This window comes from Bacillus cereus group sp. BfR-BA-01356, assembly GCF_022663635.1.
Taxonomy (GTDB): Bacteria; Bacillota; Bacilli; order Bacillales; family Bacillaceae_G; genus Bacillus_A; species Bacillus_A cereus.
Window position 1 is genome coordinate 1 of sequence record NZ_JAKUFX010000070.1, and the last position, 14,669, is coordinate 14,669.

Genomic DNA, 14,669 nt, shown 5'->3' on the forward strand with positions numbered 1-14,669 from the left:
TATTTTACATAAAATACTGGTCTAGTTTCGTGATGTCTTTTTTAAGCAATTTGTCCTTTGATAACTTCAAAAGATATTATTTTTCAGTTGACATACTACCGCAGGTCTTTAAGAAAAATATAAAAAATCAGACAGTATACTTGAATTGCTCTTCGCATGAGAATATACTAATAGAGCAGGCTATGACGTTCCTTCCTTCTAACTTCTTTGGCGAAATAGGGATGTTACTTTCCTGCTAAACACATAGGCTATGACAATTCTTCCTTCTTTGTAGAAATTTCAAATTGTTTTAGAGTTGTCAATTCCCTATGAAAAATAATTAGACTATAAAACCTCTTTCTTCTTTGGGATTGAATAAACTTTAGTTTATCAACCATTGATGTAGAGGTTTTCTTTTCTTAATTAACAAATTACCACTTAACAACTAAATGTTATACCCCTAATTTTTCACTAAAAAATAGCTTTATACCCTCTGTGCATTTTTCTACAATTAGTGTGTTTATACATATAAAAATAAAAATCTACCACTGAAAGGAGGACAGTCGGACTATTCCCCTCTTTTATAAGGAGTGAATAATCGGCGTTCTCATGAAAAATTCTATTTATATAAGAAGAAGTTTGAAAGTAATTATAAAAAGAGAAGAAAATAAACTACCGAACATGTATTTAGCCACTGTTTTAAAAAACTTGGAAAGTTTAGGATTTACTTTTTCTGAGCCTTTAATAGAAGAGTTGCAAACACTTTCGGTTGATGCATTCACATCGTTTTACAAAGAGTTGGTAAAACATTTAAAAGAAATGGTTGGTGCACATATTCAGTTTACTCCTATGTATCCAAACTTTCCGCAACAAATGATGGATTTAAGTGACGCTGATTTATACATCAATGCCGTTATTCATTATGTGACGTTGCGCCTGCCTATATCAAAAGTTGAAGAACGACTTCCTCTTTTAGATAGCGTTGATTTGAAAGTTATTGACTTAGGAAGTGAAGAAGATTTCAATCAAATGATTTCTCAATTGATTCGTGCAAACAGCTCTATTTCCTCAACTGATAAGACAGATGTAGAATGGGCTATTACACACACTGAAGATGTTTCCTGTTTTCTACCTAATGTAATTCCTCATAAGGAAAATATGTCTTTTATAATTGGGGTTTTATTAATAAACAGAAAAATATCAGCCGATGCTGTTGCAAAGTATTTTAAAACGGCAACTGATGTTCTTCGCCTTGCAGTTGCTTTATCTGAAGGCGATGTGAGTTTAGCATCCTCCGTTCGATTCAAGAAGTTTAACCGAGCAGAAAGACGCTTCCTTTTAGGATTGTTAGAGCAATGCGGAAACATTACAGAAGATATGCTTCGATACAAAAAACGTTGGATTCGTTTAGGTGAAATTCTTCATCCAGCAGAATATCATACTCGTTTCCCAAAAACCCACCGAGCATTTGAGATTCTTCGCAACAACATTAAAGTTGAAACATTTAATGGAAAAATAGAAGCAGCTTTGTTGAATGGTGATATCATGACAGCAAAAAACCTTTTAAAAACTCGCCCTGGGGAATTTGCCAGACGCTTGGATCATTTAATCCGTTTATGTAGTAATGAGTCAACAGATATTTTCAATATTCTCGAAGAGTTTCTAAGTATAATCGGAAACGTTTCTACTCCTGTATTACTTCAACTCACGGCTCATTTTAAGCATCGAAATGATAAAAATGAATTTCGTACATTTTTTCCAAAGGGAAATGTAGCAAAAGCTATAGGTATTGAAAATACACTTCCATTTATCTCAGAGGATATTTGTTTAATGATTGTAAAAATGTGTGAAGATACTTTAAAAAATCGCTTCGCAGAACTTCCAAGTCTCGGAAAAGTATTTTTGGATGAACAGTTAAAAAATCACTTAGTTCCCTTCTCTCAACGTTCAGCCAGCAAAGCGCTTCGTACATTATCTCGAGGGAGTAAAGTAGATTTGCCAGAAGGAGATACGATTCGTTTTTTCCTATGGTGGAAAGAAGGCTATGTGAATGGACAACATACAGGACGCGTTGACATTGATTTATCTGCTGCAATGTACGACGAAGATTGGCAATACAAAGAACATGTCTCCTTCACGAACTTACGTTCAAAAAATTTCAAAGCCTACCATAGCGGAGATATTACTTCTGCACCAAAGGGGGCATCTGAATTCATTGATTTCGATATTCCGTCTGTGCTGAAATATGGTGGACGCTATGTAGTTATGACTTTGCTTTCTTACACAGACCAACCATATAAAGATTTACCAGAATGCTTTACTGGTTGGATGGTTCGTCAATATCCTGGTTCAGGTGAAATATTTGAACCTTCTACTGTTCAAGATAAAGTGGATATTACTGCCGACACCCAAATCTCTATTCCAGTTATTGTAGACTTAAAGGAACGAAAATTGACTTGGACAGATTTGTCTCTTACAAGAGATCTAACTTATGATAATACCATCGAAGCTAATCAAAAAGGTATGATACTAGTTGGAAAGGCTTTAACTAATTTAGTTAAACCGAATTTATATGACTTGTTCCGATTACATATTGAAGCTAGAGGTGAACTCGTTCAAGACATCGAAGAAGCAGAAACTATTTTCTCTTTGAATAAAGGGATTATTCCTTTCGATATCGAAAAAATAATATCTGATTTTATCGCTGACCCAAAAGGCTAACTACATTACAAACATTGATAATGTGTAGAAAATATCGATGTATAATGTCTATGTGAAACAGGACCTGATAGATGCATATCAGGTCCTGTTTTTTATTTAGTAGATACTAAATAGTCTGGTTAATCACTATTCATCTAAATACACTATACTAATAAAGTGAAATTTATTCGAAAGAAGTTCATTAGTTAATATGTATCTAATTAAGAAACATTCATATACCAGCCCAAACATCTTTTCCGTATCGCCCTTCATCTTGCACACGATCCAACCAATTTCTTGCTTCTTGTTCACTTACTTCATGAATTTCTTGATATGCTTGACAAAGGGTATCTTCTACATCCGGAGCCATTTTACTTCCATCACCACATATATAAAGATGAGCTCCATTATCTAATAACGAAATTAAATTGATTCTATCTTGTTTTATTAAATGCTGTACATATGTTTTTGGATGTCCCTCTAGACGAGAAAATGCTGTGTGTAAAGAGATTAATCCATCTCTTTCATCATTTTCTAGTTCTGTACGATAGAGATAATCTTTTTCAGGATGACGACAACCAAAATATAGATGTGCTTGTCCTAAGTTCATACCTTTTTGCTTTTGAACACGACGCGCTTGCAAGAATCCACGGAATGGTGCAATTCCAGTACCTGGCCCCACCATAATAATTGGTGTTTCTGGATCTTTAGGTAATTCAAAGTTTGATTGTGGCGTTCGAATGAAACAGATAATCTCATCTTTATTATGACGCTGAGCTAAGTAATTAGAAGCGACTCCTTCATATGTCCCTTCCCCACTCCATGCAGGCGCATTAACAACACCGACCGTAATGCTCAGACGATTGTGTGCAACGAGTGGAGAGCTTGAAATAGAATAGTAACGCGGTTTGAGCGCAGGAAGAAGTTCTAAAAAGCGTTCAAATCGGATTTCACAAGCCTCATACTTTTCAAGAAGGTCCAACATTGAAATCCGTTTCTTTAGTATTTGTTCATGGTAAACTCCTTCTTCTAATAATGCTTCCAATTCTTTTTTATGAGGAGGACATGCTGTGAATGTTACCATTTCTCGTATTTGTGCTCGAGTGGCAGCTTCTTGAACTTCAACACTATAACTAAGAAGGTCCAATAAACTAACAGGACTGTCTAAAGGTATGTGATTTATACTTCGTCCACTTGCACTCAGTATAACTTGATCCTTCCCATTTAATCCAAAACGTTTTAAAATTCGGTTGATATTTTTCTCGCTATTAACTGGCAACACTCCAAGGTGGTCTCCTTCTTTATATGTAGCGCCTTCTGGCAAAGATACCTCGATATGTCGTGTACTTCTATCACTGCTGGATGATTGGAGTTCACGATTTTCTAGTATAGATGCATACACTGCTTCATATGTTCGTGCAAGAGGAGATCCTCCAAGACGACTGACAAATTGCAGACTCAAAGTACTGCGCTCTTTTTCCATATTTTTGTTGAGCTCCAATCCAAATGCCTTCATCGCATCAGACCACATGTTTTGTTTCCATTGCTCGAGCTGTTCCTCGAAATCACCACTTGCATCTGCTTCTCCGCGTTTAGAAAATCTTGTTGCTCCTTTTTGAGCCATCTGCTCATCAATGTATCTTGGAATCCGTTGGTAGGTACTAGCCCAATTATGATCTCCACAACCAAAAACTGCGTATTGAACCCCTTTTAGCTCATCTGGTTTTAGTTCCTCCAACCATTGCACAAACTGCCCTGCATTACTTGGCGGTTTTCCATTATAAGAAGAAGTCACAATAAGTACCGCTCCTTCTTTTGGCAAACTTCCAATTCGATCGTTAAGAGCTACCACTTCCGTTTGAACTCCTTCTAAACTAGCTGTATCTGCTAATTCTCTTGCAATACCTTCTGCTACACCTGTATCCGAGCCATACAGAACAAGAAGTGAAAGATTATCGGCCCCAATAATAGAAGGTGTCTTCTGGACGTGCTGCTTAATTTCATCGTTTTTCAGCTTGTCCTCTGTAGGTGCAAGAACAGTAGGATGACTAATAGTTTGTTTTCGAGGTAGAATCCTAATCTTAAAATCACCGGGCTTTAGCGTTAATGTTTGTTTTACGTCCAGCTGATAGTTTTGATAATCGATTAATTCAAAATGTTGAAGAAGCATTCCCATTACAAGAGTGGCTTCATGAAGTGCAAATTGCATACCGATACATGCTCTCTGGCCATTTCCAAATGGCTTATAAGCATGATGAGGAACCTTATCCAGCTCTTCAAATCGTTCAGGTTGGAATTCTTCCACATTGTCTCCCCATGCATCTTTATCCCTATGTAGCTGTGGAATAAGAACAGAAATACGATCTTCTCCTTTCTTAATTGGGTATTTCCCGCCAATCACTGTATCTTCTTTTGCATAGAGACTGAATGCTGGAGCGGTAGGCCATAGACGTAGCGATTCATTTAAAATCATCCGTATATACTTCAGTTTCATAACTTGTTCGTATGTTGGAGTAGGATCTGTCAAAACACGGTCTACTTCTTCATAGGCTTTTTTCAATTTATCCGGATTCTTTAATAAAAAGTAAATTGCAAAAGATAACAATCCACTTGTTGTCTCATGCCCAGCTATTAAAAAAGTGATAATTTGAAAACGAATATTTTCATCATCTAATTTTTCACCAGTTTCCGGATCCTTCACATTTAACATACGGGAAAGTAAATCATTTTCTTTCTGATCTCCACTATTTTTACGTTCAGCAATAATATTATCTACTAAAGAAAACATAGATTGGATATCATGCTGAAATTGACGTTTCGTTCTCCACATGAGTTTGTCTTCTATATCCAGCCTCTGTAATTGGTGCATCGCCTCATCTAGAGCACGGGTCATGCTAGTAATAAAAGGATGAGGTGTCTCACGATAAAAGCTATTGAATCGGTAATTAAAACCACATAGACCAATTGTATCTAACGTAAGACGAGTCATATCCTCCGGAACATCCACGTTTTCATTCGGATTAAGCCGTGCCCATTTTTGAACGAGTTGTACAGCAATATCGGCCATCATGGCATGGTAATCTTTCATTGCCCGTTGGCTAAATGTAGGCATCAAAATATTATGAGCTTTTTTCCAGTTAGGCTCGTGAGTCTCGCTAGTAAATAATCCGTCCCCAGCAAAGGCACGAACTTTTGCTAAAGCACCCTCTATACTTTTATCAAACCGTGTTTCGTCACAGACTTCTGCTACCAATTCATGTCCAGAAACGACAATGATGGTATCACTTAAAGTTTGAATTTGAAAAATGGGACCATACTCTTCCGCTATCTTGATAAAGGATAGGGTCGGTTTATCTTTATCGATTAATGGGAGATTACCCAGCGGTCCATATGTTTTCGGCTGAGGAATGGCAGATACTTTTTTTTCCATTAAAAACACCCTTTCAAAAAAGCATGAAATAAAGATATGTAATTGATTACCTTATTTTATCTTTTCCCTAACTATTCATGATTATGATATTGCGTATAAGCTTGGCAATTAGATTTATAACTTGTAGAAAAATACTAAATTAAAATGAAGCGAATAAATATAGTTGGAGCCTTTTAATGTTGGTATTAAAAGATAATCTAAACTTGTAATGTTTATGAGAAATTGCAAACGGATCTCATCTCTTGTATTTGTTCATAAAAATGATTATTTTGATTCATTTTCTTCTAAAACACCCCAAAATAGAGAAGTTGACGAGCTTAAGATTGTAGTATATGAAAAATCAGTGGTTTAGTTAAACCACTACAATAAGCAAGTATACCGTGCTACTAATGAAAGAGGACCTGATATGAACATCAGGTCCTCTTTCACTATATAATTATGTCACTGCTTCTTTCAGTTCTTTTCCCATTTTAAATACCGACGCCTTAGTAGCAAAAAAACTTGTAGGAATCTTTATCTAACGTTTTATTCTTCTCTACCGATTTAACTTCTCGACGGCTTCCGCACTTGTATCTACACGTTTAACGAAAAAAACTAATAGTAGTGCAACAACATTCATGCCAAGCGCTACATAGAATGAATACTGAATTCCGGATAATAAAGCCTTTTGAGTTACTATTGCCTTCGTAGTTTCTGTGAAGGTTGTTGGATCTATATGAGACATTAAACTTTCAGCTTTTGTTTTTGTTACAGAATTCATAATCGTAACAAGAATAGCAGTACCAATCGAACCGGACACTTGTTGAGCTGTATTATTAACAGCTGTACCGTGCGGATTTAAACGAGTTGGCAATTGATTAAGACCATTTGTCATAAGTGGCATCATCACCATCGCCATCCCAAACATCCGGAGTGTATAAATAAGAATAATATGTGTATGACTAGAGTCAATTTGCAGACTTGCCAACATATAAGTTGAAACAGCTGTAATGGAAAGCCCTACTATGCCAAGAATCCGAGGACCATATTTATCAAATAGTTTACCTGTAATTGGTGACATAATCCCCATTATTACCGCACCTGGAAGCATCATCAGCCCAGAGCTCAGCGGCGAAATACCACGGACGTTTTGTACATAAGCTGGTGTTAAAATCATACCCGAAAACATGGCCACCGCGTTGACAATTGCAATTACAGACGCAAGTGCAAACATTGGGTACTTGTAAACACGTAAATCCAATAACGGCTCATCCATTTTTAATTGACGGATAATAAAAGCAATTAAGGCAATAGCGCCTATGATTAAGGCTGTTAAGACAACTTTATTCGTCCAGCCATCGGAGCTTGCAGAACTGAATCCATATAACAAACCGCCAAAACCGACAGAAGATAATAGTAATGAGAGATAATCAAGTTTTGCATTTTTGTTTTGTTTCATGACATTCTCAGATTTCCAAATCCCTAACAGTAAGCTAATGATTGCTAAAGGTAAAATCATTTCAAAAAGTAAACGCCAGTCATAATACTCTACAATATAACCTGATAGTGTCGGCCCAATTGCTGGAGCTGTAATCATAACTAGTCCAAAAATCCCCATTGCTGTTCCCCTTTTTTCTCTCGGAAAGCTTACTAGCATAATATTCATTAACAAAGGTCCCATAACTGAAGAGCCTGCCGCTTGAACCATCCGACCAGTAAGTAATAAACCAAAATTCGGCGCTACAGCCGCTAAGGCAGTACCAAGAATAAAAATCAACATAGATGTAATAAATAGGCTTCTATTCGAGAAACGCGTTATTAAAAATGCTGATGCCGGAATTAATATACCACTTACAAGCATATACCCTGTAGAAAGCCACTGGATCGTTGAATAATCTTGAATGTCTAAATCTTTCATTATTGATGGCAAGGCTACATTTAAAAGCGAGTTATTTAGAAATGAAACAAATGCCCCAATAAAAAGGATTACAAGCATTACATATGGTGGTTTTCTTTTATGTAATGTTTCACTCATATATTTAATTGCCCCTTCATTATAAATTTCATTGATTCGTTTAAATCGTTTACATATTTGCACAAGAAAACATTACCCTTGCAGTATTTTGCCAAACTCTTCGAATGGATATTCTCTTTTTAGCAATTCCACTTGCTCAACATACCATTTTAAAATCTTTTTGTTGATTAAACCTTTATAAAAACGTTTGTTAACGGAATTCAAATTAGGCTGAAATACACAAAATAAGCAACTGAAAATCCCCTTCTAAAATAAAGTGAAACTTTAAATCAACAAGTCCACACACCCATTCCTTTAAATACAGGCTTGTAGATCTAGTTATGTAACCATCCATAAAAAGGAATATTACATAGGCTAAGTCTAACATTACATTTTTAAAGTGAGGAGAATAAGCGTATGCACCAATATTGGTATTTGAATTCAAAGGGAAACGGGGAACAATATACTAACCAAATTTCATTATATTCACAGCCCGAAATAACTAAATCTAAGGTAATGAATGATTTGAAGATTCCTGAGAATTGGAGTTATCGAGTCTATCCAGTTAGTTGGGATTCATCAGCCAATTATACGGGATTCAATCCCCAACCTCCTCCCTTCTCTTGGGGGCAGGAGCCAATCAATTATGCAGGGATAATACCACAAGGTCATCCTGCCAATTGGACTCCATTACCAGGCCATGCAGGTTTTAATTTTCAAAAACCTCCCTTCCCCTGGGCCCAACCATTCAATCATGCAGGGATGTTTGCACAAGGTCATCTTGCCGCTTTATTATCTCCGCCAGCCAAGCCTTTTCATATCAATACCAATAACTCGGGTGTTTTTGGAAACCCTCCAGGATGGGGTAGTCCGTGGGCCCCAATGGGATGGGGTAGTCCGTGGGCCCCAATGGGATGGGGAAATAACGGAGGTAACGGTCAGCTAGGAATGCTTGGAAACTTATTTACAGCAGGAAAAAGCACCATGAGTGGAATAGGAATGATTAGTAGTCTAATCGGGATGGGGAAATTCTTCTTTTAGTTAATTAAAGTGATAGAATTGGTCCGCAGCTCAAATAGTCCAGTATATAACAAAAAAGCATTGGATACCCAATGCTTTTTACACTTACGCAAATAGAGACGTATTCGCATATAAAGCTGGTGAACCACCTGAATGTACGAATAAAATATTGTCTTCCTTATTAAATTTACCTTTTCTAATTAAGTCGATTAATCCCGCTACTGCCTTACCTGTATACACTGGATCAAGTAAAATACCTTCTGTTTTCGCAAGTAACTGAACTGCCTCTACCATTTCCTGCGTTGGTAACGCATAGCCTGGTCCTACATATTCATCAAAGCACGTAACAGCGTCGCGCGGGATAAAGTTTGGAATACCAACGTGTGCTGAAGTTTCATCTACAAGTTTTGCTACTTTCTCTTCTTGCTCAGCTTTTCCTCTACTTACGTTAATCCCGATTACAGGAATATGGCTTTGCGTTCCAGAAAAACCAGTAATTAAACCAGCATGCATACCAGCGCTTCCACTTACACAAACAACTGAACTGAAATCAATTCCTTGCTCAAATGATTGCGCCATAATTTCTTGGGCACAAGCAACGTATCCCATTGCGCCCGTAGGGTTTGATCCACCAACTGGAATTACATATGGTGTACTACCTTTTTCACTTACTTCTTTTGCTACTTTATGCATTTCTTCCATCAGGTCTGCTCCGTTCGGTACAACAATGACATTCTCAGCACCTAATAAGTGATATAAGAAATAGTTTCCGTTAAAGTCTCTCTTCTCTTCTGGCTCAAGCCCTTCCTCTAATACAAGAATACATTTCATTTTTTCTTTTACCGCAGCTGCCAGTGTCAGGCGGCAATGATTTGACTGAATACCACCAGCTGTAATTAACGTATCTGCACCCTTTTCCTGTGCATCTGCAACTAAAAATTCTAATTTTCTCGTCTTATTGCCACCGGCTGTTAAACCAAGTAAATCATCTCGTTTAAAATAAATAGTCGGACCACCAAGTGCTTCAGAAAAATTGTTTAACTTTTCAATTGGTGTATATGATTCTGTATATTTTTTTCTCGGGAATTTAGCTAAATTCATTGTAACGCTCCTTTTGTACTTCTTTCACAATATATGTAACGTTACTATTATTACACGTAAAAATGGTGAAGTCATCTTTCTCGGTTAAAAATGTATTAGAATTTCATTTTGATAAGTAAAACCGTATTAATGCTTTTAACTTAATTATGGTACATGAAATTTATATCAACGATTTTTTAAATATATCGTTCATTACTTACAATATATCAACGATTTTTCAAATATATCGATCGTAACTTGCAGTATATCAACGATTTTCTTAATATATCGATCTATCGACAAAAAACGACAAACAGGCAACCCCTTTCTCGCCAACAAAAAAAGAGCCCACACATTCAAATGCAGACTCCCTCCAATCACTTATTTACCGAAAAACGAAGTAACTGCGTTAATCCCGGCTCTAAATTCATTTCACCTTTATGACGTACGTATACGACTTTATCTCCATCAAATTTCGGAGGATTTGCTTTACTATACGTATGCCACTCATTCGTTCCTTCTATAGTGTACTCCATATATTCAGTTGCACCGACAATTATATTTTTACTATCATCTGCTGTTACATTTGGTGCCATCTGCGCAATTTTTGAATCACTAATTAATAACTTCTTTATATCCTTATCACGTTTGTAATCGTAAGCTGTCACAATTACATCGTTACCATATGCTTTCACTTGCAACCCTTGTTTAAATGAATAGCCATCAGGAGCAGTCCTCTCTCCTCCATTTGGTCCAGCCGACATCCAGCCCGTTTCAATCCCGCCCGTATTTACAACAGTAAATCCTTTTTTATCTCCGCCTGCAATTTTCTTTTTACCAGCCCAGTCCGGTAAGTTTAAATCCCAATGCGTATGACTCGTAAAGAAAACAACTTGCGGATAGTCTTTTAATATATCGTACAATTTATCAACGTTTAAATAGTCTTGTAAATATGGTGATTGTCTTGATCCAGATACTGTATCAGGTAAAACGTGATGAGAGAAAATGAAAATTGGTTTATTTTTATCTTTTTGGCTGTACTCTTCTAAATTTTGTTTTAGCCAACCTAGTTGCTCATCACTCATATATACTTCATCCCACATTTTTGAATCATGGTATTTCATATATTTTTCCGTCCCTAAAAATAGAAGCGGATAACCATCTAATTCTTTTTTATGATATACCTTTTCTTGTCCACTAAATTTCAGATAGCGGTTAAATAAAGTTTCCTCAGTTACACCATTTGGCCATGTACTTTGAGAGAGTTTCCCATCCGCTGTCCATTTACCAGCATAAAACTCATGATTCCCAACAGTAGACCATACATTTTCTGGATGCTTATTTTTATTTAACACACGCTTTACATCATCATATTGTGACTGTTGTCCAGTCGGCGTTATATCCCCATTCATAATAAGCGCTCTAGAAAGTGGCGTCACTTTGTTCATATCTTTTAGCACATGATCAAAATCCCCTAAATCCCCTTGAATATCACTAATAACATTAAAAGTTGTAGCTGATTTTCGGGCTTGCTCTTTCCCTTCCGCATGCACTGAAAACGTCGGTAATAATGCCGCCATAACTGCTAACGAAGCAACTGTCTTTTTCATACAAATTCTCCCCCTAATAATAGAATGTACAAACTGACATGTTCTGCTTTCTCTTAGGTGCTTGTCCAATTCACATTATAAAGAGGGATTGTAAAGATAGATGGAGTAAAAAATTAAGTGTTTTTTAAGAGATTTTGTCTTTTTTCACACCCCACAATTAGCAATTCGCGCCAATATAGCTTTCTAGTCTTTAACATTACATAAATGTAAATGAATATGATGAATCTCTTAGTTTAATATGTTGTCTTTTTAATCTCTGTTATATAACCGCCACAAAATATGCTATCTTTTCAAGTTCTCTTTCTTTAATAAACGTTACTCCTCTTTTAATTAGCCTTAAAATTGTAAAGTGGCTTAATAATATGTTTAATATCAATTGTTTCTTTTGTATTCTCAATAATTTCATCCATTGGCTTATATACCATTGGTGCTTCATCTAAAGTACTTTCTGCAACAGATGTAGTCCAAACCTCTGTCATTGTATTTTGAAAATCCTCTAAGTTAAGTACTTCTTTCGCCTTCTTGCGACTCATAATACGCCCTGCTCCATGAGGGCCAGAAAAGTTCCAATCTGGATTTCCTTTACCAAATGCAATGATTGAACCATCTCTCATATTGATTGGAATGATTACTCGTTCATTTTTCTGAGCTGAAATAGCACCTTTTCGTAGAATCATATTTTCCATATCGATGTAGTTATGAATTGTAGTGAATTGATCTGTTACTTTCCAATCCATTTTAGTGACGATTTCATCAATCATTGCCTTACGATTTAACTCCGCATATTTTTGTGCAATTTTCATATCATTCATGTAATCTTTAAATCCTTGTCCTTCTAAATAAGCTAATTCTTTGCGAATCACCGGTTTCTTAATTTCACGTAAAGCTTCATGTATTTCTTGTTGTCTACCTTCTTTCGTTAAACGCTCAATCAGTTCTTCTTTAATAGATTTAACGTTTATAAGTTGCTCGTAAGCAAAGTTTTGATAATACTCTGCTACTTGTTTCCCTAAATTACGCGAACCACTATGAATGACAATGTATACATTTCCTTTATCATCCTCATTCAGTTCGAAAAAATGATTGCCCCCGCCAAGTGTACCAATACTTTTTTGAGCACGTTGCAATGTAAACGGGGCTCTTACACTATCAAAATCAATCATTTTTGAAAATCGATGTTCCTTATCTCGAATACGAAAACCACTTGGGACAAATTTACGTATCGTTTCGTCTAAGTGATCGAAATTGATTTCCTCTTTTTTCTTATTAATCATCACAACTTCCATGCCACAACCAATATCGTACTTACCTCTCAGTTTCCTGAAAGAGTGGACTATACCTTCTCTACAGTCATCGAGATATGCAGTCTCTACTGTAGGCTCACCGTATTAATTATTCCTCTTCAATTCAAAATGGATGAGGAATAATTCTGTACCTTAGTCTGCTAACATGGTACAAGTCTCTGAACCATTCGATTATGTCACCATAACCACTGGCTGCTGATTGCCCTCGCCTTTTATCGTTAGGGTTCCCAGTCAATTGAGTGAGTAGTTTAAAGTCTGAGCCGATTAGTTAACCCCGACTAAATTAGGAACAATTTTATCTTGAATCGTCATTGTTGTCCCAATCGTACAACCTGCGCCCGCATGTGTATCTGGCATAATACGAATCTTGCTATCCTTTACAAATTCTTGGTTACAAAGATCAATAATTTGACCTGCTGCCGTTTCTTCTACATTCGAAGTATACACTTTCGCTTCATTGTATTTTCCTCGTAATTTCAACATCTTCTATTTCCCCTTTCCTTTAGTTTCTACAAGACATTAATTTATAGATATTATATATTTATAATTATATTTTCCACCACTACAGCTCATTTCCTTTTTTATAAAAAAAGACACAGAGATTCCTCTCCATGCCTACTAATTTCTTATCTTTTCACCGCATGTACATAATGCACCGTCTCAAAAGCTTTCAAATAATCGTTTCGTCCTTCAAAATATAATGCATTAACATCCTCTGGTGATAAATGCTCATAAATGAGTAAGCCCGCCTTCTCTAACAGTGCTTCCATTTCAGCATAAGAATAACATGATTTCATCGGTTCTCCGCCTACCGCAGCCATTTTCACCATATTTTCAACTCGATTGGACAGTCCCTTTTCTGTAAACAAGTTTTCATCGGGATAATCGAAAACGATAGAACTCCCTACTGGAACTATCTCAAACAAGCACTCTATTAAACTAGCAAGTTCCTCTTTCGTTAAATAGTACGTAACACCTAAAAGGCTAAAGAAAGTCTTTTTATGTTCAAATCCTTCATTGCTTAACTGTTCATAGGAAAATCCTTTCGTAAAATCCATTGAAACAAAATGAAGGTTTTTTGGAACTTCAAGTTCTGTTTCTTTTATTCTTTCCTTCTTAAACACCTGCGTAGAAGGATGATCCACTTCAAATATTTCTATTTTATTTTCCAATTCTCGGTGTCTAAAACTGAACGTATCTAAGCCTGCACCGAGTATGACGTATTGTTTCGCTCCTAATGTAATTTCATGTAGTAATACTCTTTCACAATATGCAGCACGTGCTAAAGGTGTTGGTGATAATTGCACTTGTGTAATCCATTTTAATATTTCTTGTGGATTATCTTGAAACTGCTGTGCAATGTCTGTATTGAAGAAATGTATTCCTTGAACCATATTCGTTTCAATATTAATTCGTTCTTTTGGCGAAATGAACTCTTTAGCTACATAATCATCAAAGATTTTCGGATTATCAAATTCACTATGATATGCCCTGCTGAAAGCTGATACTAACGACGTTACACTTGCTTCACCTTGTTTCACGCACATACACTC

General features: G+C 36.3%; 9 protein-coding genes. 2 read left to right on the forward strand and 7 right to left on the reverse strand.

The annotated features are described in order from the left end of the window. The first annotated feature begins 588 nt into the window (after positions 1-588). On the forward strand, positions 589-2,700 hold the full coding sequence (locus MR168_RS20755) for a TerD family protein (protein WP_140159403.1): 2,112 nt from the start codon (positions 589-591) through the stop codon (positions 2,698-2,700). A 211-nt stretch (positions 2,701-2,911) separates the two neighbouring features. Here the strand turns inward: MR168_RS20755 and cypD are convergent, their stop codons facing one another. Continuing rightward, entirely contained in the window at positions 2,912-6,109 is a 3,198-nt protein-coding gene (gene cypD, locus MR168_RS20760; RefSeq protein ID WP_086412427.1) for a bifunctional P-450/NADPH--P450 reductase, read from the reverse strand. Positions 6,110-6,644: 535 nt separating this feature from the next. Continuing rightward, on the reverse strand, positions 6,645-8,123 hold the full coding sequence (locus tag MR168_RS20765; protein WP_086412426.1) for a DHA2 family efflux MFS transporter permease subunit: 1,479 nt from the start codon (positions 8,121-8,123) through the stop codon (positions 6,645-6,647). A 396-nt stretch (positions 8,124-8,519) separates the two neighbouring features. Between MR168_RS20765 and MR168_RS20770 the strand changes: the two genes are divergently transcribed. Then, positions 8,520-9,143 carry a hypothetical protein gene (locus tag MR168_RS20770; RefSeq protein WP_242291470.1) on the forward strand — a complete coding sequence of 208 codons (624 nt, stop codon included), beginning with the start codon at positions 8,520-8,522 and terminating at the stop codon, positions 9,141-9,143. A gap of 84 nt (positions 9,144-9,227) precedes the next feature. On the opposite strand, the gene cuyA is transcribed toward MR168_RS20770, so the two are convergent. The 5 genes from cuyA to MR168_RS20795 all read right to left on the reverse strand — a co-directional run bounded on the left by cuyA (position 9,228) and on the right by MR168_RS20795 (position 14,663). Beyond that, a complete protein-coding gene (gene cuyA, locus MR168_RS20775) occupies positions 9,228-10,223 on the reverse strand; it encodes a D-cysteate sulfo-lyase (protein ID WP_001046603.1) in 996 nt (331 codons plus the stop codon). A 356-nt stretch (positions 10,224-10,579) separates the two neighbouring features. Beyond that, complete coding sequence (locus tag MR168_RS20780) at positions 10,580-11,812, reverse strand: DUF4073 domain-containing protein (protein WP_086412424.1); 1,233 nt, start codon at positions 11,810-11,812, stop codon at positions 10,580-10,582. A 326-nt stretch (positions 11,813-12,138) separates the two neighbouring features. Continuing rightward, on the reverse strand, positions 12,139-13,098 hold the full coding sequence (locus MR168_RS20785) for an RtcB family protein (RefSeq protein ID WP_086412423.1): 960 nt from the start codon (positions 13,096-13,098) through the stop codon (positions 12,139-12,141). A 282-nt stretch (positions 13,099-13,380) separates the two neighbouring features. Continuing rightward, on the reverse strand, positions 13,381-13,599 hold the full coding sequence (locus tag MR168_RS20790) for an RtcB family protein (RefSeq protein ID WP_012593282.1): 219 nt from the start codon (positions 13,597-13,599) through the stop codon (positions 13,381-13,383). A gap of 143 nt (positions 13,600-13,742) precedes the next feature. Beyond that, positions 13,743-14,663 carry a class I SAM-dependent methyltransferase gene (locus tag MR168_RS20795; RefSeq protein WP_086412422.1) on the reverse strand — a complete coding sequence of 307 codons (921 nt, stop codon included), beginning with the start codon at positions 14,661-14,663 and terminating at the stop codon, positions 13,743-13,745. Positions 14,664-14,669: the final 6 nt, after the last annotated feature.